General features: G+C 40.0%; 17 protein-coding genes. 9 read left to right on the forward strand and 8 right to left on the reverse strand.

Translation table 11 applies throughout. The features are described 5' to 3' along the window. Positions 1 to 136 precede the first annotated feature (136 nt). From rsmG to rpmH, 7 genes are all read right to left on the reverse strand, one after another. Entirely contained in the window at positions 137 to 853 is a 717-nt protein-coding gene (rsmG, locus tag ACZ5OK_RS17510; RefSeq protein ID WP_343843321.1) for a 16S rRNA (guanine(527)-N(7))-methyltransferase RsmG, read from the reverse strand. Between the two features lie 14 nt (positions 854 to 867). Beyond that, complete coding sequence (gene mnmG / locus ACZ5OK_RS17515; RefSeq protein ID WP_343843323.1) at positions 868 to 2754, reverse strand: tRNA uridine-5-carboxymethylaminomethyl(34) synthesis enzyme MnmG; 1887 nt, start codon at positions 2752 to 2754, stop codon at positions 868 to 870. Between the two features lie 23 nt (positions 2755 to 2777). Continuing rightward, positions 2778 to 4154 carry a tRNA uridine-5-carboxymethylaminomethyl(34) synthesis GTPase MnmE gene (gene mnmE, locus ACZ5OK_RS17520; RefSeq protein WP_343843325.1) on the reverse strand — a complete coding sequence of 459 codons (1377 nt, stop codon included), beginning with the start codon at positions 4152 to 4154 and terminating at the stop codon, positions 2778 to 2780. A 287-nt stretch (positions 4155 to 4441) separates the two neighbouring features. Continuing rightward, positions 4442 to 5059, reverse strand: a complete 618-nt coding sequence (gene jag, locus ACZ5OK_RS17525) for an RNA-binding cell elongation regulator Jag/EloR (protein WP_343843327.1) — start codon at positions 5057 to 5059, stop codon at positions 4442 to 4444. After that, the gene (gene spoIIIJ / locus ACZ5OK_RS17530; RefSeq protein WP_343843330.1) at positions 5056 to 5829 is read right to left on the reverse strand and encodes a YidC family membrane integrase SpoIIIJ; all 774 of its coding nucleotides are present in this window, start codon (positions 5827 to 5829) and stop codon (positions 5056 to 5058) included. Before spoIIIJ ends, jag begins: the two co-directional genes overlap by 4 nt. A 103-nt stretch (positions 5830 to 5932) precedes the next feature. Then, positions 5933 to 6274 carry a ribonuclease P protein component gene (gene rnpA, locus ACZ5OK_RS17535; protein ID WP_343843333.1) on the reverse strand — a complete coding sequence of 114 codons (342 nt, stop codon included), beginning with the start codon at positions 6272 to 6274 and terminating at the stop codon, positions 5933 to 5935. A 201-nt stretch (positions 6275 to 6475) separates the two neighbouring features. Further along, positions 6476 to 6610: a 50S ribosomal protein L34 gene (gene rpmH, locus ACZ5OK_RS17540; RefSeq protein ID WP_044164521.1), complete on the reverse strand. Its 135-nt coding sequence runs from the start codon at positions 6608 to 6610 to the stop codon at positions 6476 to 6478. Positions 6611 to 7435: 825 nt separating this feature from the next. Between rpmH and dnaA the strand changes: the two genes are divergently transcribed. The 8 genes from dnaA (at position 7436) to ACZ5OK_RS17580 (ending at position 17837) form a co-directional block, all read left to right on the forward strand. Further along, positions 7436 to 8785: a chromosomal replication initiator protein DnaA gene (dnaA, locus tag ACZ5OK_RS17545; RefSeq protein WP_343843337.1), complete on the forward strand. Its 1350-nt coding sequence runs from the start codon at positions 7436 to 7438 to the stop codon at positions 8783 to 8785. Positions 8786 to 8961: 176 nt separating this feature from the next. Continuing rightward, positions 8962 to 10107 carry a DNA polymerase III subunit beta gene (gene dnaN / locus ACZ5OK_RS17550; RefSeq protein ID WP_343843340.1) on the forward strand — a complete coding sequence of 382 codons (1146 nt, stop codon included), beginning with the start codon at positions 8962 to 8964 and terminating at the stop codon, positions 10105 to 10107. 125 nt (positions 10108 to 10232) lie between these two features. Beyond that, a complete protein-coding gene (yaaA, locus tag ACZ5OK_RS17555; protein WP_343843343.1) occupies positions 10233 to 10451 on the forward strand; it encodes a S4 domain-containing protein YaaA in 219 nt (72 codons plus the stop codon). 28 nt (positions 10452 to 10479) lie between these two features. Further along, a complete protein-coding gene (gene recF, locus ACZ5OK_RS17560) occupies positions 10480 to 11598 on the forward strand; it encodes a DNA replication/repair protein RecF (protein ID WP_343843346.1) in 1119 nt (372 codons plus the stop codon). An 8-nt stretch (positions 11599 to 11606) separates the two neighbouring features. Beyond that, complete coding sequence (remB, locus tag ACZ5OK_RS17565; RefSeq protein WP_343843420.1) at positions 11607 to 11891, forward strand: extracellular matrix regulator RemB; 285 nt, start codon at positions 11607 to 11609, stop codon at positions 11889 to 11891. Positions 11892 to 11957: 66 nt separating this feature from the next. Then, complete coding sequence (gyrB, locus tag ACZ5OK_RS17570; protein WP_343843422.1) at positions 11958 to 13874, forward strand: DNA topoisomerase (ATP-hydrolyzing) subunit B; 1917 nt, start codon at positions 11958 to 11960, stop codon at positions 13872 to 13874. A gap of 327 nt (positions 13875 to 14201) precedes the next feature. Next, a complete protein-coding gene (gyrA, locus tag ACZ5OK_RS17575; protein WP_343843349.1) occupies positions 14202 to 16727 on the forward strand; it encodes a DNA gyrase subunit A in 2526 nt (841 codons plus the stop codon). Between the two features lie 33 nt (positions 16728 to 16760). Further along, the gene (locus tag ACZ5OK_RS17580) at positions 16761 to 17837 is read left to right on the forward strand and encodes an HD-GYP domain-containing protein (RefSeq protein WP_343843351.1); all 1077 of its coding nucleotides are present in this window, start codon (positions 16761 to 16763) and stop codon (positions 17835 to 17837) included. 17 nt (positions 17838 to 17854) lie between these two features. On the opposite strand, the gene ACZ5OK_RS17585 is transcribed toward ACZ5OK_RS17580, so the two are convergent. Next, positions 17855 to 18811, reverse strand: a complete 957-nt coding sequence (locus ACZ5OK_RS17585; protein ID WP_343843353.1) for a YaaC family protein — start codon at positions 18809 to 18811, stop codon at positions 17855 to 17857. A gap of 112 nt (positions 18812 to 18923) precedes the next feature. On the opposite strand from ACZ5OK_RS17585, the gene guaB reads away from it, so the two are divergent. Next, the gene (gene guaB, locus ACZ5OK_RS17590) at positions 18924 to 20390 is read left to right on the forward strand and encodes an IMP dehydrogenase (protein WP_343843355.1); all 1467 of its coding nucleotides are present in this window, start codon (positions 18924 to 18926) and stop codon (positions 20388 to 20390) included. Positions 20391 to 20415 lie beyond the last annotated feature (25 nt).

The following is a 20415-nucleotide window of genomic DNA, read 5'->3' on the forward strand; positions in this document are numbered from 1 at the left end:
CGAAATAACAGATAGCTGATGTCGCTTTGCAATTCTATTAAAATAGCAAAAACGCAGCCCTTTAACGGGAGCGTCCAGTTGCAATAATAATTATATTTTATCATATAATAGATAGAAATACAGAAAATCGGCGAAATTAAGTGATTGGATTTTTATTAGGAGTTCCTGGTTTTCGCGGAAAACGTTTTGGTGTCTGGGTTACTTTGTCTATTTCAGCAATGTAACGTTTGCTATCTTCCTCTGGCAATTGAAAGTCATAAATACGCTTCCATTCCCCGCCCAGCTGCTGGACAGCTTTTTCAGCCTCTTTTTCCTCTTCCTGAAATTGGGCCCCTTTCATAGCCAAAAAGGTGCCTCCAACTTTCACAAGTGGCAGGCATAATTCACTAAGGACAGACATTCTGGCTACCGCACGGGCAGTTACCACATCAAATTGCTCACGAAACGCTTTATTCTTACCAAATGTTTCAGCTCGATCATGATAAAAGGCTACATGCTCTAAATCTAATTGATCTGCTAACTCATTTAAAAATGTCACTCGTTTTTTTAATGAATCAACAATGGTGATCTGCAGCTGAGGGAAGGCAATTTTAAGGGGCAGGGACGGGAAACCCGCTCCTGCACCTACATCACATACCTTTAAAGGCTTGTTAAAATCATAATAAAAGGCAGCAGAAAGTGAATCAAAGAAGTGTTTTAAATACACTCCTTCCTCATCAGTGATGGATGTTAAGTTCATTTTGTTATTCCATCCCACTAACATTTGATAGTATTGATCAAATTGCTTCAGCTGCTTTTGATTCAGTTCAATTCCTCTTTCATTCAGACTCTGCTGGAAGGTTTGTTTATCCATATCCAATACTCCTCTTATTCATTTGAAACGCGGGCGATATTTCCCTGCTCTATATAAACCAGAAGAACCGAAACATCGGAAGGATTAACACCGGAAATTCTGGAAGCCTGCCCCACGGATAATGGACGGACTTTTTTCAATTTTTCTCTGGCTTCTGTTGCAATTCCCTGAATGGCATCATAATCAATATCAACAGGAATCGTCTTATTATCCATCTTTCTCATTCTTTCAACTTTCTGGTTTGATTTTTCAATATATCCTTCATATTTGATCTGAATGGCAACCTGTTCTTCTACATCCAGCGGTAATTCTTCTTCTGGCTCACTTAAATTTTTAATTATTGAGTATGTGATTTCCGGCCGTTTTAAGAGATCTGCTGCACTGACCGCTTCTTTTAGTTCACTTGCTCCTGCGTCTCTTAACACCTGCTGGACAGCGGATTCTGGCTTAATAATCTTTTTCCGCAGCCGCTTCTTCTCTAATTCAACCAAACGTTTTTTCTCAACAAATTTCTGATAACGTTCGTTAGAGACCAGTCCCATCTGATAACCGATTTCAGTCAGTCTCATATCTGCATTATCATGTCTTAATAGCAAACGATACTCTGCGCGTGAGGTGAGCAGACGATACGGTTCATTCGTTCCTTTTGTCACGAGGTCATCGATGAGAACACCGATATAGGCCTGAGAACGATCTAAAATGAGGGTTTCTTTATCCAAAGCCTTGGCAGCAGCATTTATACCAGCCATAATTCCTTGCCCTGCTGCTTCTTCATAGCCTGATGTTCCGTTAATTTGACCTGCAGTGAATAAGTTTTCGATTTTCTTTGTTTCTAATGTTGGCCATAGCTGCGTAGGCACTATGGAGTCATATTCAATTGCATAGCCTGCCCGCATAATTTCAGCATTTTCCAGGCCTGGGATGGTTTCAAGCATTTTCTTTTGTACGTCTTCAGGGAGTGATGTAGATAATCCCTGAACGTATACTTCATCCGTATTTCTTCCTTCAGGTTCCAGGAAAATCTGATGTCTTGGCTTATCATGGAAACGGACGATTTTATCCTCAATAGATGGACAATAACGGGGTCCTGTACCTTTTACTGCACCTGAATACATGGCAGATCTGCCCAGATTTTCATCAATAATACGGTGTGTGAATTCTCCTGTATATGTTAACCAGCAAGGCAATTGATCGGTAATAAAGTCCGTTGTTTCATAGGAGAATGATCTTGGCTCTTCATCTCCAGGCTGAATTTCCGTTTTGGAATAATCAATGGAATGACTATTTACACGTGGTGGAGTTCCTGTTTTAAACCGAACCAGATCAAATCCGAGTTCATCCAGCTGTTCGGATAAAGTGATGGTCGGTCTTTGGTTGTTCGGACCACTTTCATAGGAAATATCACCAATAAGAACTTTACCTCTCATAAATGTACCTGTGGTTACGATAACGGTTTTGGCATAATAAACAGCCTGGGTTTCCGTAATGACCCCTTTACACACCCCATCTTCCACTAATAAACGTTCGACCATTCCTTGTCTTAACGTTAAATTCTCCTGATTTTCCAGTGTCTTTTTCATTTCTGACTGATAGAGTACTTTATCAGCCTGAGCCCGTAAAGCCCTTACAGCTGGGCCTTTACTTGTATTAAGAAGTCTCATTTGAATATGAGTTTTATCAATATTTTTACCCATCTGACCGCCAAGTGCATCGATTTCCCGTACAACCACTCCCTTGGCAGGGCCACCAATAGATGGATTACAAGGCATAAACGCAATTAAATCCAAATTTAATGTTAACATGAGTGTTTTGGCCCCTCTTTTCGCTGAAGCAAGACCTGCCTCTACTCCAGCATGGCCAGCACCAATGACGATAACATCATATTGCCCGGCATCATACATGATCAACCGCTCCTTACTTTCTCTTATTTTCCTAAACAGAACTGTGAAAATAATTGGTCAATTAAGCTCTCTTGAACAGTATCCCCAACTATTTCTCCTAATATCTCCCACGTTCTCGTTACATCGATTTGAACCATATCAATTGGCATACCTGCTTCCATACCTTCCATAGCTTCTTTTAGGGTTCTCTTTGCATCCTTTAATAACTGAACATGTCTGGCATTGGATACATATGTCATGTCAGCGTTATTTAAGTCCCCTTCAAAGAAAAGATCCGCTATTTCAGACTCCAGCTGGTCAATTCCCTGTTCATGAAGAATAGAAGTTTCAATAATAGAAGCAGTTTCAGCTGTTTCTCTTACTTTATCCAAATCTAATTTTTGCGGAAGATCTGTTTTATTCACAATGACCAGCACATCCATACCGCTGGCTGCTTCGAAAAGCCGTCTATCCTCTTCCGTAAATTCATCGCCATAATTTAAAACGAGTAAAACGAGATCCGCCTCTTTTAACACCTGGCGGGAACGTTCCACACCAATTTTTTCAACAATATCTTCAGTATCCCGAATTCCTGCTGTATCCACCAGTCGTAATGGAATTCCTCTCACATTTACATATTCTTCAATAACATCCCTTGTGGTTCCTGGTACCTCGGTAACAATGGCCTTATTTTCCTGGGCAAGGGCATTTAATAAGGAAGATTTCCCTACATTTGGCCGACCAATAATCGCCGTTGCAATGCCCTCCCGTAAAATCTTGCCCTGCTTAGCTGTCTCAATCAGCTTTTCGATTTGATCATAAACCTTTTGCGATTTTTCAATCAGTAATTGGTTGGTCATTTCTTCAACATCATCATACTCAGGATAATCGATATTGACCTCGACGTGAGCTACAGTCTCAAGAAGCTCCTGTCTAAGAGTGTGAATCAGTTTGGATAAACGGCCGTCCATCTGTTTCAAAGCAATATTCATGGCCTTATCGGTTTTTGCACGAATTAAATCCATAACGGCTTCAGCCTGAGATAAATCAATCCGTCCATTTAAAAAGGCCCTTTTCGTGAATTCACCAGGTTCAGCAAGTCTTGCCCCATTCGTCAGAACCAGCTCCAAAACGCGATTAACTGAAACCATTCCCCCATGGCAATTGATCTCAACAATGTCTTCACGTGTAAATGTCTTCGGTGCCCTCATCACCGTCACCATAGATTCTTCAACAAGCTCATTGGTTTCAGGGTCAATAAGCTTGCCATAATTAATGGTATGGGAGGATACTTCATGAAGATCTTTTCCTTGAAAAACTTTGCTGGCTATGGAAACAGCTTCATCACCACTTAGTCGAACAATCGAAATGGCTCCTTCACCCACAGGAGTTGAAATAGCCGCTATTGTTTCTGTATCCATCCTTCCACCCCCCTCGTTTTATGGTTTTTTATCTCAAATAATACTCATCTTTTTTATTCACTAACTTATTAGGTTATCATAAACAATCCGATATGAAAAAGCATATGACTCCGTATGACGAGTTGTTCAGTTATTCCTATTTTACACAAACCCTTTTACTCCCATACAAGCCCAAACAAAACACCTTCTTTTATAGTGAAAATCGCTTATAAAAGAAGGTGTTTTAAAACTTATCATATAATATTAGAGTTAAAAGCTGGTAAAAAGAGAAATTTCACTGTTACGGATTATTCCGGTTTAATGACAACACGTCTATTAGGTTCAGCTCCATCGGAATACGTAGAGATATTCTGATTATGCTGTAAGGCTGTGTGAATTACCTTACGTTCATAGGATGGCATGGGTTCCAGATAAACTTCCTTTTGAAGACGGACGGATTTTTTCGCCAGACGTTCGGCCAGCTGTTTTAAAGTTTCACTCCGTCTTTCCCGGTATCCTTCAGCATCTACAATCACAGCTTTATAACGGTCTGTGTCCCGATTTACAGCAAGCTGCGTCAAATATTGTAAGGCATTCAGGGTTTGACCCCTTTTTCCAATTAACCTGGCAATTTTCTCTCCGGTAAGATTGTAGTGAATTTCCTTTTCGGTTTCCTCTATATCTACATCCACCGGATTTCCCATTTGCTTAGCAATCTCACGTAAATATTCATCCCCGGACTGGGATTGGTCCGGTATTTCCGTAACTTTTACGATTGCAGGTTTGGATCCAAAGACACCAAAAACCCCTTTTTTCCCCTCATCAATAACCTCTACGTTCACTTGATCCTCCGATGCATCCAGTTGACCTAATGCCGTTTGAATAGCCTCTTTAACCGTTTGGCCTGTAACAGTTACTTGTTTCACTTTTTCGCTCCCCCATTATTGTTTTCTTTCTTGTATGGACGATGAATTAACAAGGTTTGTCCAACCATAAAGATGTTTCCGACTACCCAATATAGTGCAAGGGCTGATGGGAAGAATGCAGCAATAACACCAATCATAAGCGGCATAACGTAAAGCATCATTTGCATTTGCGGATTTTGAGCCGCTGTTGCATTACTTGCCATCATAAGTTTTTGCTGTAAGAACGTTGCTCCGGCTGCTACCAGCGGTAAAATGTAATATGGATCCGGACTACCTAGTTCAAACCATAGAAAAGTACCTTCTTTTAATACTTCTGAACGGTAAATCGCATGGTAGAAGGCAATTAAAATTGGCATCTGTACAAAAATCGGCAGACAGCCTGCCATAGGATTGACACCATGCTGTTGGAACAGATTCATGGTTTCCTGCTGCAGTTTCTGCTGTGTAGAAGCATCTTTGGAGCTGTATTTCTCTCTTAATTTCTGTAACTCCGGCTGAATTTCCTGCATAGCCTTTGAAGATTTTAATTGTTTTACGTTTAATGGGACTAAAATTAAACGAATTAGAATCGTTACAATGATTATCCCGATTCCGTGACTACCACCAAAGAAGTCAGAGACATATACAATTAATTGGTGTAATGGCCAAACAAAATACTTAGCCCACCAACCTCCTGTATCTTCAGTTATCGGTGTATTGACATCCATACAGCCTGACAGGAAAACAACCATTCCCAGTAAAGCTGTAATCAACAATATCTTTTTTCTCAAGCACCCTTCCTCCTTAAATACAAACACTCATTTTGCATCCTATGTATTACAAACTTCATTCTATCATTGTTACCTGTCTCATTCTATATAAAAATTAGCCTATTCACTTTATAAACAATTTTGATTTTCGAAATACATGGGATAGGCTTTTTTTCACTTGGAAAAAGTTCAGTTCCCGGGCAGGATATCTGGCTATAATCACATAATCATACTGCTGCTTGATTTCATGATCCAGTTCTAACAGAGCTTGTCTTATATAACGTTTGACCTGATTTCTTAAAACAGCATTTCCAAGTCGCTTTCCAACAGACAGCCCTACCCTGAAATGCTGCTGCTCTGGTTTATGATAATAATAAAGAACAAATTGACGATTTGCAAAGGATTTTCCTTTTTTAAAAACCGTTTGAAACTCTTTATTCTTTTTAATTCGATAAGCCTTTTTCATCCCCTATTCACTCCAACAAAACAAAGACATCATTGCTAGTATTTCCAATTGAACAAATGTAAATAACTTTACGGACTACAATATTTTTCCTTATTTAAGGGATGCTGGTTCCAACTGCATCTGATCCTGTTAAATCGTTATAAAAATCAAATACAATATCTATTTTAAACTGAAAAAAAGACCACTGATGGATTCAGTGGCCTATGCGGATAAATTCTTTCTTCCCTTACGACGACGACGAGCTAAAACTTTACGGCCATTTTTAGAGCTCATGCGTGCTCTAAAACCGTGAACTTTGTTACGTTTACGTTTTTTAGGTTGGTACGTACGTTTCATTATATATACACCTCCTGAGGAAAGTTGTATTCAGTTATAGAAGATTACCGGTCAGCAATCCAGAAACACCTTTCCATACCTGAAGCAGGCATCAAAGGCGTAAGACAATCCAGTTCATTATATATAATGTACGTATAAGATGTCAATAGTAAGAATAGTCATGACTGTCGATCAGAACTCTATTTAATAGACTCCTGCAGGTTTTCACTGTTCGGTATTTTTTCTCCCCATCATTCAAAGCGAACTTTAAGATAAATTTTATCCTCCTGATATTATCTTTAGTTATTACATTCATCCACATTCTTATTGAAGCACCTTTTCTTTAGAAATAATCCCCATGTGAATAACTCTGAAATACAGCCTGTACAACTTATCCACACGCTTTGTCGAATAAATTTATTCGCAAAATTTCTATCCACAGCAAAAATCGACATTTTATACACAAAATCTAGTGCTGTGCATAATTTTTTTCTACAACCCGTTGAATTTGTGGATAACTGAGTAAATCGCATTGAAACTAAGGGTTTTATTTGGTATCATATTTGTGTTTAACTAGTTTATATATGAATTTGTATTTAATCTTTTCCACAGCTGTGGATAATGTGTGGACATTTATTCACAGATATGTTTACAGGGTTATGCACAAAAATGTGGATAATGTCGATAATTGTCTTATCTTATGGTGAATTCGCGTATCTGTTATCCACAACCTGAAATTGCTTTTTTTCGCTATCATTACCTGTCTTTTTACTGTCCTAATCCTTATTTTATTTCTGTAATGTTTATTTATGACTATTTTCTCCTCAGGGAAAAGAGGTGATCGTTTTGGAGAATATTGAAGAATTGTGGAAGAAAACACTGGAAACGATTGAAGGTAAAATCAGTAAACCCAGTTTTGATACATGGCTGAAGTCCACCGAAGCAAAATCCATTGAAAAAGACACGATTGTAATTGCAGCTCCCAATGAATTTGCACGTGATTGGCTGGAAAACAGTTATTCAACGCTGATTTCCAATACTCTTCATGAAGTAACTGGCAGCAAACTGAACCCTAAGTTTGTTATTCCCGAAAAGGAAAAAGCTGAAGAGGATACAAAAAAGCCGGTTAAACCAGCTCCGAATATTTCTGGTTCCTCCAATCAATCGACAAAAACTATGTTAAATTCAAAATATACCTTTGATACCTTTGTTATAGGATCGGGAAATCGCTTCGCACATGCGGCTTCCTTGGCAGTAGCCGAGGCTCCGGCGAAAGCTTACAATCCTCTGTTTATTTATGGGGGAGTCGGGCTGGGGAAAACACACCTGATGCATGCGATTGGGCATTATGTGATTGAACATAATCCCCAGGCAAAAGTCCTTTACCTTTCATCAGAAAAATTTACGAATGAATTTATTAATTCTATTCGTGATAACAAAGCGGTTGATTTCCGAAATAAGTACAGAAATGTCGATGTTCTATTAATTGATGATATTCAGTTTTTAGCCGGCAAGGAGTCAACTCAGGAGGAATTTTTCCATACATTTAATTCTTTGCATGAGGATAATAAGCAAATTGTGATTTCAAGTGACCGTCCACCTAAGGAAATACCGACTTTGGAGGATCGTCTGCGTTCACGATTTGAATGGGGATTAATTACGGATATTACCCCTCCGGATTTGGAAACAAGAATCGCTATTTTACGTAAAAAGGCGAAAGCAGAAGGATTGGACATCCCGAATGAGGTTATGCTTTATATTGCCAATCAAATCGATACCAATATTCGTGAACTTGAGGGTGCACTGATTCGTGTCGTAGCTTATTCATCATTAATTAACCAGGATATAGATGCTTCCATAGCAGCTGATGCCTTAAAAGACATTATCCCAAGCTCGAAGCCAAAAAAAATCACGATTCAGACCATTCAGGAAACCGTTGGCGAGCATTACAATGTTAAACTGGAAGACTTTGCGGCCAAAAAGCGGACAAAATCCATCGCATTCCCCCGCCAAATTGCCATGTATCTGGCCCGGGAGATGACCGATTATTCTCTGCCTAAAATCGGCGAGGAGTTTGGAGGTCGCGACCATACAACAGTTATTCACGCTCATGAAAAAGTAGCGAAAATGATTGCAGATGACCAGCAGCTTCATAAGGATATCGATGAACTTAAGGAAAAAATGAAACAAGGCTAGCAGTGAATAATGTGAATAAGTGGTACACACCTATACACAGTCTATCCACATGTGGATAGACTTTATTTGCTCGATCATTTCCGGGTTATCCACAAATTCACAAGCACTATTATTATTACTTCTGTATTTTTATAAAAAATAATAATATATATGTCTCTTAGGAGGAATTTAAAAAAATGAAGTTTAACATCCAGCGTAATCAATTAATGGAAAGTGTCCAGGATGTCATGAAAGCTATTTCTTCTAAAACAGCGATTCCTATTTTAAGTGGAATGAAAATGGAAGTAACAGAAGAAGGCGTTACACTTACAGGAAGTGATTCTGATATTTCAATAGAATCCTTTATTCCTAAAGAGGAAGATGGAATTGTTTATATTGAGGGGATTGAACCAGGAAGTATTGTCCTTCAGGCTAAATACTTTCCCGATATTGTAAAAAAACTACCTGATCAGACGGTAGAGATTACTTCTGATGATCAGTTTAATGTAACCATCAAATCCGGACATGCGGAATTTAATTTAAATGGACAGGATGCTCAGGAATATCCACAGCTTCCAAAATTACAGGCTCAAAACAGCTTCCAGATATCTGTGGATTTGTTAAAGGATTTAATCCGACAAACCGTTTTTGCGGTATCTACATCTGAAACAAGACCGATTTTAACGGGAGTCAATATGTCTATCAAAGAAGAAAAGCTCCACTTTGTAGCTACTGATAGTCATAGATTAGCTTCCAGAAACATCCCTGTTCAGGAAACCGAAGAAACCAATTTCGGTTCTAATATTGTTATTCCAGGAAAAAGTCTGAATGAACTTAACAAAATTCTTGATGATACTCAGGAAAAAGTTGAAATAAGTGTAACGGATAATCAGATTCTGTTCCGCACTAAGCATTTATATTTTCTATCCCGACTACTGGATGGCAATTATCCCGAAACTTCAAGACTTATCCCGGAACAGAGCAAAACGAATGTCGTCATAGACTCTAAAGACCTGTTACATGCCATTGATCGTGCCAGTTTATTAGCAAAAGAGAGCCGAAATAATGTTGTAAGACTTATTACCAAGGAAAATAATATTCTTGAAATTTCCAGTAATTCACCAGAGGTAGGTAAGGTGCAGGATGAAGTTCAGGCTGATTCTATTGAGGGAGAGGAATTAAAAATTTCCTTTAGTGCAAAATATATGATGGATGCACTGAAAGTCATTAATTCTGAGAAGGTAATGATTTCCTTCACTGGAGCTATGCGGCCATTTATTATTAAACCAACAGAAGAGGCAGATGAAATCTTACAGTTGATCTTACCAGTAAGGACTTATTAATTTAATTAAAGCAACTAAATTTCTAAAGAGAATTTTAAAATGAAGCAAGGGCAATCCCCTTGCTTTTATGTTATCATTAAATAATAGGAATGCATTAAAATGCACGGAGGATAAGGTGATAGGACATGAGTGAACCAATTGAAATTTCTACAGATAAAATTGCATTAGGTCAATTTCTGAAGCTTGCCAATGTTATTGAGTCTGGTGGAATGGCCAAATGGTTTTTACATGAATTTAACGTCTATGTGAACGGTGAACAAGAAACGAGAAGAGGAAAAAAATTACAACCGGGTGATGTTGTGGAAGTTGAAGGAATAGGATCATTTGAAGTGACAGTAGAATGACAGTCCTTTTGCGAAAAGGGAGATTTACATGTATATCCAGGATCTATCTCTAACAAATTATCGTAATTATGAACAGATACAGGTTCAATTTGATCATAAGATAAATGTCATTATTGGTGAGAATGCACAGGGAAAAACAAACTTAATGGAATCTATCTATGTTTTAGCACTTACAAAATCCCATCGGACTCCCCGAGATAAAGAATTGATTAAATGGGACTCAACTTATGCTAAAATAAAAGGGAGTATTGTTAAACGAAATCACTCTCTTCCACTTGAAATTGTCTTTTCAAAAAAGGGGAAAAAAGCTAAATTAAATCATATCGAACAGTCCAAATTAAGCAACTATATCAGCGCATTTAATGTCGTTATGTTTGCCCCGGAGGATTTGAACTTAGTTAAGGGAAGCCCTCAGGAACGTCGTCGTTTTATAGATATGGAAATTGGACAAATTCAGCCTGTCTATGTATATCATCTGAATCAATTTCAAAAGGTTCTGAAACAGCGGAATGCTTTATTAAAAGACTATCAGAGGCAACAAAATATGGACCGGACCATGCTGCGTGTTTTAACTGAGCAATTAATTGAACATGCAGCGATTATTGTTGAGAGGAGATTTGAATTTCTTAAGCTTCTCAGAGAATGGGCTGAGCCGATCCATACGGGGATCAGTCATGAATTAGAAAAACTGGAAATGACGTATGATGTCAGTGTCGATGTATCAGAAGGTATGGATTTGTCAAAAATAGTAAAGACCTATCAAACCCACTTTCAGGATATAGAAACAAGAGAAATTGAAAGGGGTACATCTCTAATAGGCCCTCATCGTGACGACCTCTTATTTTATGTGAATGGAAAGGAAGTTCAAAGGTTTGGATCTCAGGGACAGCAAAGAACGACTGCATTATCACTCAAACTAGCCGAAATTGAACTTATTCATAATGAAGTGGGAGAATATCCTGTTCTTTTACTCGATGATGTTTTAAGTGAACTGGATAATCAACGACAGTCGCATTTATTAAATACGATTCAAGGTAAAGTGCAAACCTTTGTGTCGACCACCAGTGTGGACGGAATTGCGCATAAAACACTACAGAATGCCGAAATATTTCAAGTTCAACAAGGCACAGTTTTTAAAGAAGGGTGAGGTTGAGTGTGTTTATACATATTGGGGAAGAACATGTTATACAATCCGAAGATGTTGTCGCCATTATTGATCGTGATTTAGTTAAATCCTCAACGATTATCGATGAAATGATTCAAAACCAGAAAAGAAGAAACATCGTAATTGATACATCCCATGACCAGGCAAAGTCCATTGTGATAACTACGGAATTTATCTATTTCAGTACTTTATCCGTTGCAACTTTACGTAAACGTTCAAGCTTGAACTTTACTTTAGATAAACTGGAAGATTATTCAGAGGACTATGAGGAATAGACTCAGTAATGGAAACGTGTCAAAGAAAGTAAGAATATTGGAAATGAAGGTGTGAACCTGATGGCTATGGATGAAAACTTAAATCAACAAGCATATGATGAGAACCAGATACAAGTTTTGGAAGGACTTGAAGCAGTCAGAAAACGCCCGGGGATGTATATCGGGTCAACGAATGAAAAAGGTCTTCATCATTTAGTTTGGGAAATCGTGGATAACAGTATTGATGAAGCTCTGGCTGGATACTGTGATCATATTCAGATCAAAATTGAAGAGGACAATAGTATAACGGTTATTGATAATGGACGAGGGATTCCGGTTGGTATACATGAAAAACAGGGTCGCCCGGCTGTTGAGGTTATTTTGACGGTCCTTCACGCGGGAGGAAAATTTGGCGGTGGCGGCTACAAGGTTTCAGGAGGATTGCATGGGGTAGGAGCATCGGTAGTAAATGCGTTATCCTCTGAATTAGAGGTGTTTGTGCATCTTGACGGAAAGGTTTATTACCAGAAATATCATCGTGGCATTCCTCATGAAGATTTAAAAGTGATAGGAGATACAGATATTACGGGTACTCGTATCCACTTCACTCCTGACTCCTCTATTTTCACTGAAACGACAGAATTTGAATACGACACCCTGGTCCAGCGTGTTCGTGAGCTTGCCTTTTTAAATAAAGGAGTCGCCATTTCGATTGAGGATAAAAGAGAGGAACGCGAAGAAGAAACGTTTCACTATGAGGGAGGAATTTCCTCATATGTAGAGTACTTGAATCGCAATCGCGAAGGTCTACATGAACCATTTTACACAGAGAGCGAAATGGATAATATATCCGTGGAAATTGCACTCCAGTATAACGATGGTTTCGCTAGTAATATATACTCCTTTGCCAATAATATTCATACCTATGAAGGCGGGACTCATGAATCTGGTTTTAAAACGGCACTGACCAGAGTCATTAACGATTATGCGAGAAAAAACCAGATGTTCAAAGAAAATGATCCGAATTTAACAGGAGATGATGTAAGGGAAGGTTTAACGGCCATTGTCTCCATTAAGCACGAGGATCCGCAATTTGAGGGACAAACCAAAACAAAGCTTGGAAATAGTGAGGTGCGAACGGTTACGGACTCTCTCTTTAATGAGAACTTCTCAACGTTTTTATTTGAAAACCCGGATATTGCCAAAAAAATTGTTGAGAAGGGAATCATGGCTTCACGGGCCCGTAGTGCGGCGAAAAAGGCACGTGAGCTGACGAGAAGAAAGAGCGCTCTTGAGGTTTCAAACCTTCCAGGTAAGTTAGCCGATTGTTCCTCCAAAGAGGCTTCCATCAGTGAATTATATATCGTTGAGGGGGACTCTGCCGGTGGTTCGGCTAAACAGGGGCGTGACCGTCATTTTCAGGCTATTCTTGCTTTACGCGGTAAAATTTTAAATGTGGAAAAAGCCCGTTTGGACAAAATTTTATCCAACAATGAAGTGCGTTCTATGATTACTGCGCTTGGAACAGGCATTGGAGAGGAATTTGATATTGAGAAAGCCCGCTATCATAAGGTTGTTATTATGACCGATGCCGATGTTGACGGTGCGCACATCCGGACACTCTTACTTACCTTCTTCTACCGCTATATGCGCCCATTAATCGAACATGGCTATGTTTATATTGCACAGCCACCTTTATATAAAATACAGCAGGGAAAGACAGTCTATTATGCTTACAATGACCAGGAGATGGAGAAACGGTTAAGTGAGCTGTCTGGTAATCCGAAACCAAGCCTGCAGCGTTATAAGGGTCTTGGTGAGATGAACCCGCCCCAGCTATGGGAAACAACGATGAATCCGGAAAACCGAACATTGCTGCAGGTAAATCTTGAGGATGCGATGGGGGCCGACGAGACGTTCGAAATTTTAATGGGCGATAAAGTAGAACCGCGACGAGACTTCATTAAGGAAAATGCCCGTTATGTAAAAAATCTTGATATCTAAGGACATAGGCAAAACCCATTCCGTGGCCTGAGGTGTGGCCCTTTATGGGTTTGTCCTATGCTTTACGTCATCCAGCTGCGGCTCCTAGGTATGCGCGGATATAAGTCAAAGCCATTCCGTGGCTATCGCCACTACATGTCTTCGTCTTATCCCGCGATACCTGACCAGTCGCCTACGCTTTTCTAACCATGTCTAGCTACAGGGCCTAGCCCCTAAGCAGATATAAGCCAAATTCATTACGTGGCAAAAACTGCCACTCCATGAATTCGTCTTATCCAGCCTGGGCTAAGCAAGGCCCTTCCGCTTTTCTAATAAGGAGGTTGTTTTATGGTGGATCAGGATCGTCCACAGGTTCAGGAAATAAATTTGAATCAGGAAATGCGTACGTCATTTTTGGATTACGCAATGAGTGTTATTGTTGCGCGTGCGCTCCCTGATGTTCGTGACGGAATGAAACCCGTACATAGAAGAATATTATATGCCATGCATGATTTAGGTATGCATGCAGACAAAGCTTATAAAAAATCTGCCCGTATTGTCGGGGAAGTTATCGGTAAGTACCATCCCCATGGTGACTCGGCTGTATACGATGCAATGGTACGTATGGCACAGGATTTTAACTATCGTTATCCTCTAGTTGATGGACATGGAAATTTCGGTTCTGTTGATGGAGATTCAGCTGCTGCCATGCGTTACACAGAAGCTCGTATGTCCAAGATTTCCATGGAGATTTTAAGGGATATCAATAAAGATACCATTGATTATATAGATAACTATGATGGGACAGAAAGAGAACCGGCAGTCCTGCCTGCCCGTTTTCCTAATTTACTGGTGAATGGTGCAGCAGGTATTGCAGTCGGAATGGCCACCAATATCCCTCCTCATCAACTGGGAGAGGTTATTGATGCGGTCTTAGCTGTCAGTAAAAATCCGGATATCACCATCAGTGAACTCATGGAAAACTATATTTATGGACCGGATTTCCCTACTGGCGGACAGATTCTTGGACGCAGAGGAATCCGTCAGGCCTTTGAAACGGGAAAAGGATCCATTACGGTCCGTGCAAAATCAGAAATCACAGAAATGAACAATGGAAAATCATCCATTATTGTTACCGAGATTCCTTTCCAGGTAAACAAGGCAAAATTAATCGAAAAAATTGCTGAGCTGGTTCGGGATAAGAAAATTGATGGAATTACAGACCTTCGTGATGAATCCGACCGTGATGGTATGCGGATTGTGATTGAAATGCGCAGGGATGTAAATCCAAATGTCGTCCTTAATAATTTATACAAGCAGACAGCTCTTCAAACCACTTTCGGAATCAATACGCTGGCTCTGGTTGATGGAGAGCCAAAGGTTTTAAATCTAAAACAGACGTTAACCCATTACTTAGATCATCAGAAAGTGGTCATTAAAAGAAGAACGGCTTATGAACTGAGAAAGGCTGAAGCAAGGGCTCATATTCTGCAGGGTCTGCGTATTGCCTTAGATCACCTTGATGAAGTTATTTCTCTTATTCGCAATTCCAAAACGACTGATATTGCCAGGGAAGAGCTAATCAGCCGGTTTGAATTGTCCGAAAAGCAGGCACAGGCGATTTTGGATATGCGACTCCAGCGTCTGACAGGTCTGGAGCGTGAAAAGATTGAGAATGAATATAGTGACTTAATGAAGCTTATTGGAGAGTTAAAGGCAATTTTGGCTGATGAAGAGAAAGTACTGGAAATTATTCGAGAAGAATTAACCGAGATTAAAGAGCGTTTTAACGATGAAAGAAAGACAGAAATTATGACAGGTGGATCCGACTTTATTGAGGATGAGGATCTGATTCCTGAAGAGACCATTGTTGTTACGCTCACACATAAAGGGTATATTAAGCGTCTTCCAGCTTCCACCTATCGTACACAGAGACGAGGAGGACGTGGTGTTCAGGGAATGGGAACGAATGAGGATGACTTTGTGGAGCATCTTCTATCTACGTCCACACATGACACCATTCTGTTCTTCTCAAATAAAGGGAAGGTTTATAAAACGAAGGGCTATGAAATTCCTGCCTTTGGTCGAACAGCTAAAGGAATTCCATTAGTTAATGTGCTGGAGGTTGAAAAAGGCGAATGGATCAATGCCATGATCGCCATCAGTGAGTTCTCTGAGGATTGGTATTTATTCTTCACCACTGAACACGGAATTTCCAAACGCACCGCCCTATCCCAGTTTGCCAATATCCGCAGAGGTGGTCTCAGAGCTATTAATCTGAGAGAAGATGATGAACTGATTTCCGTGCGACTTACAGATGGAAATAAGCTAATTATGATTGGGACCAGGCAGGGGTACTTAATCCGTTTTGATGAACAGGATGTACGTTCCATGGGACGAACGGCTGCTGGTGTAAAAGGTATTACCTTAAGAGATGAAGAGGATAAGGTTGTGTCCATGGAAATTCTCGATGAAACCACTCAGGTTCTGACGGTTACAAATAAAGGTTATGGTAAGCGAACAAAAGCTGATGAATATCGAACGACGAACCGTGGCGGAAAAGGAATTCTGACCTGTCATTTAACAGAAAAAAACGGACATGTAGTAGCGGTTAAAGCTGTGACCGGGGATGAGGACCTCATTTTGATTACGGAAAGCGGAATGCTTATCCGAATGCCTGTAGAAAGCATTTCCGAGACAGGGCGTAATACTCAAGGGGTTAAACTCATTCGCCTTGAAGAAGGAGAGGAAGTTTCAACCGTAGCAAGGATTGCCCAGGAAGATGGAGAAGATGAAGATGATCAGGAACATGATGAGTCCGGTGAAGCAGACACGGAACAGGATTCTGATCAGGACGGGGAATCAACAGAATAAATCAAAACTCAAGGGTTTGGAGGTGAAGAGAAGTTGCTAGTTCATCCCAGTCAGCTTAAACCCGGATGTATCGTAGAGCGGGAAGTAAAAGGACATACAGCAAATCCAATAATATCAAAGGAAACAGTGGTCGGACCTGTTCATATACAGGTATTGGAGCACTTCGGGGTTGAGAATATAGAGGTTTCCTCATACCTTGTCAACGGAGAAAAATTTACTCCGGAAGAAAAAGGAGATCAGCAAAGAAAAATTGAACAGCAAACGGACCCCTTTGCCGTTAAATATGCACAAAGTGTTGAGAAAACAAAGGAAATGTTTTTTAAATGGCAGGCAGGAAACCCGGTAGATCTTCCCAAAGTCAGAGAATTTCTTATCCCGCTTATCCTGCAGGCCGAAAATGACTCAGGGATTATCTTTTCTCTTCATCACCATGTGGATAAAGAAAATTATTTTTTCCATCACTTTGTGGCAAAAGCATTAATTTCAGCGTTTATTGCCAAACGGATGAATTTGCCACAGGGAGACCGGATACAGACAGGTTTAGCTGCTTATTTATGTGATTGCGGAATGGCACAGATTCCGAAACAAGTTTTAAATAAATCCGAGCGCTTGTCAGCTGAGGAATTTAACGAGGTCAAGCAGCACCCGATTTATTCTTACCGGTTAGCAGAAGATATGACAGCCCTGAAACAGGAAACAAAAACATCTATTTTGCAGCATCACGAAAGAATGGATGGCAGTGGGTATCCGTTTAGGTTAAGCCATCAGAAAATCCATTTGTATGCAAGAATTATTGCGGTAAGCGACATTTTCCATGCAATGGTTTGTGAAAGACCTTATAAGCCTAAGCAATCCCCTTTTAAGGCTGTAGAAGAAATTCAAAAACAAATGATTGGGAAACTGGATCTTGAAGTGGTTCAGATTTTAGTGGCAGGACTGGCGAATTTTTCGAGTGGAACGAGGATCAGACTGTCTGATCAGCGGTCTGGAGAAATCGTATTTATAGAGGAAAAAAATCCGACCAGGCCCATGGTACGGATGGATAATGATGGCGAAATTATTGTTCTGAAGGATCATCCACATTTGCATATAGAAGAAATACTGGCATAACCATGAGGCAATCCCCATTATGTTTGGTTGAACAGATAATAACCAAGCATTATGGGGATTTTTTTGGCTGTAATACTTAAAAAGTGAAGGATATAGGGATAATCATTGTTACTGAACGAGTGCAACAGCTCTCCCCACCACTCTGTCTCATAGCGGCAGATCATACTTAAATTGTAGAGCAGCAGAAAGTGAGTCATGACCTCATGAAAAGGATAAAAAAAAGTGCGATTTTTACAAAGGTAGAGGCAGGAACCTTCAGCATCCATGGAAAAAAGATTACTTTCAAAAGGAAGCAGTATTCTATCTGAAGTGATATACAGATAATCCTGATCCGAATGCCAATCCTTGACTGGAAAATGGTAATGACTCAGTTTATCAGCGAACCTGTTTTCAGATAAGTGCCAGTCATTCACTATATCCAGAGGAATAAGCAGCCTTTTTTCTCCAGGATTGCCCACTTTAATGACTGGTTTTTCTTTATGCTGAATATCATATAATTCGCTCATTTCCGGAACTCTTTTCAGCAGCTGTTCCATCGAAAATTTATCAACTGTAAATTGATGAATGGAAAACAGGTGACTGGTGAGGTAAGGAAAGAGCCCTTTTTGCTGAATTTTCACCTCATCCTGCAAAAACCGGTACGACTGTTTTTTCCGCTTTCTTGCCGATACTCCGTGGGCAAGGAGACTTGTATTTTCGGGATAGTAAGGCCTTTTGGTCATCAAACAGGTTTTAATAAGCTGTGTCAGGCCATAAAAAAGCAGCATGGGCTGTATGGATACAGGAGCTTTTTTTGCCTGGTTTAAATAAGTTTCCGCATGCTCCAGGTAATAAACAAAACGATCCGCATTCTGAAAGCTTAGCTTCTCATAATCACTGAAATTTTCTCTCCGGTAGCATTCACTTAAAAAGCTTTGAACATAAGGAATCGATTTAAGCTGATGATAAAATGCAGACAGGTTTTTATCCTTCATAAAAATCTCCTTATATATCCTTGAAATGTTAAAAAAACTGGCGTATTCTATAAAATATTTACAAGAGTATTGTTGCCATTTCACAGCAAATTCATAATAAGGGGGCTAAAACATGCGGGAGGATAAGTTTGCCAAGGAAGGTCTGACGTTTGATGATGTATTATTGATGCCGGCTGAATCAGAGGTACTGCCGAGGGATGTAAGTGTCCGTACAGAATTATCCGGTCAGTTAACGTTAAATATTCCACTTATAAGTGCAGGAATGGACACCGTTACGGAAGCAGATATGGCAATTGCCATGGCTAGACAGGGTGGTTTGGGAATCATTCATAAAAATATGTCCATTGAGGAACAGGCGGAGCAGGTGGATCTCGTTAAGCGTTCGGTCAATGGCGTTATCAATCATCCGTTTTTCCTGACACCCGGACATCAGGTGTATGATGCCGAGCATTTAATGGGAAAATACAGAATTTCCGGAGTACCTATTGTGAATGATGAAGAGGATCAGAAGCTGGTCGGTATGATTACCAATCGTGATCTTCGTTTTATTCAGGATTACTCTATACCAATTTCCGATGTTATGACACATGAGCATTTAATTACTGCACCTGTAGGAACAACCGTTAAGGAAGCAGAGTATATCCTGGAAAAGCACAAAATTGAAAAACTGCCGCTGGTTGATGGAGAAAATCGTTTAAAAGGGTTAATAACCATCAAAGATATTGAAAAGGTCATTGAATACCCGAATGCAGCTAAGGATGAGCAGGGACGTTTAGTAGTTGGTGCAGCAGTAGGTGTGACTGCGGATACAATGGTTCGTTTAAAGCAGCTGGTTGAAGCTGGAGTCGATGTCATTGTTGTAGATACCGCTCATGGTCATTCCAAAAGTGTGATTGAACAGGTGAAAACCATTCGGAGGGAATACCCTGAGTTGGACTTGATTGCTGGCAATGTGGCCACACCAGAAGGAACAAAAGCTTTGATTGATGCCGGCGCCAATATTATTAAAGTAGGTATCGGTCCGGGATCCATTTGTACGACCAGAGTGGTTTCAGGAATAGGTGTACCTCAGATTACAGCTGTATTTGACTGTGCAGAGGAAGCTGCTAAGCATGGAGTCTCTATTATCGCGGATGGAGGCATTAAATATTCAGGAGAAGTTGTAAAAGCCATCGCTGCAGGCGGACATGCAGTTATGCTGGGCAGCATGTTTGCCGGTGTTAAGGAAAGTCCCGGTGAAACGGAAATCTATCAGGGACGACAATTTAAAGTTTATAGAGGAATGGGTTCAGTAGGAGCAATGAAGGAAGGATCCAAAGACCGTTATTTCCAAAGTGAGTCTGAAACCAAAAAGCTTGTACCAGAAGGAATAGAAGGACGTGTCCCTTACAAAGGACCTTTGGAAGATACCGTGCATCAGTTAATCGGCGGCTTGCGGTCGGGAATGGGCTACTGCGGAACCAAGGATATTGAGGCCTTGCGGGAGGATGGAAAATTTATTCGTATAACAAATGCAGGTTTACGGGAGAGCCACCCTCATGATGTACAAATAACAAAGGAAGCCCCGAACTATTCGTAATAGTAGAATTGACCTAATCTGTAAA

The sequence above is a fragment of the Salinibacillus aidingensis genome (assembly GCF_055393355.1).

Coding starts and splice junctions, on each gene's coding strand:
- gyrB (WP_343843422.1), top strand. CDS start 11,958: ATGGATGAAAACTTAAATCAACAAGCATATGATGAGAACCAGATACAA.
- guaB (WP_343843355.1), top strand. CDS start 18,924: ATGCGGGAGGATAAGTTTGCCAAGGAAGGTCTGACGTTTGATGATGTA.
- yaaA (WP_343843343.1), top strand. CDS start 10,233: ATGAGTGAACCAATTGAAATTTCTACAGATAAAATTGCATTAGGTCAA.
- dnaN (WP_343843340.1), top strand. CDS start 8,962: ATGAAGTTTAACATCCAGCGTAATCAATTAATGGAAAGTGTCCAGGAT.
- mnmE (WP_343843325.1), bottom strand. CDS start 4,154: ATGGATACAGAAACAATAGCGGCTATTTCAACTCCTGTGGGTGAAGGA.
- rsmG (WP_343843321.1), bottom strand. CDS start 853: ATGGATAAACAAACCTTCCAGCAGAGTCTGAATGAAAGAGGAATTGAA.
- rpmH (WP_044164521.1), bottom strand. CDS start 6,610: ATGAAACGTACGTACCAACCTAAAAAACGTAAACGTAACAAAGTTCAC.
- ACZ5OK_RS17585 (WP_343843353.1), bottom strand. CDS start 18,811: ATGAAGGATAAAAACCTGTCTGCATTTTATCATCAGCTTAAATCGATT.
- gyrA (WP_343843349.1), top strand. CDS start 14,202: ATGGTGGATCAGGATCGTCCACAGGTTCAGGAAATAAATTTGAATCAG.
- rnpA (WP_343843333.1), bottom strand. CDS start 6,274: ATGAAAAAGGCTTATCGAATTAAAAAGAATAAAGAGTTTCAAACGGTT.
- recF (WP_343843346.1), top strand. CDS start 10,480: ATGTATATCCAGGATCTATCTCTAACAAATTATCGTAATTATGAACAG.
- mnmG (WP_343843323.1), bottom strand. CDS start 2,754: ATGTATGATGCCGGGCAATATGATGTTATCGTCATTGGTGCTGGCCAT.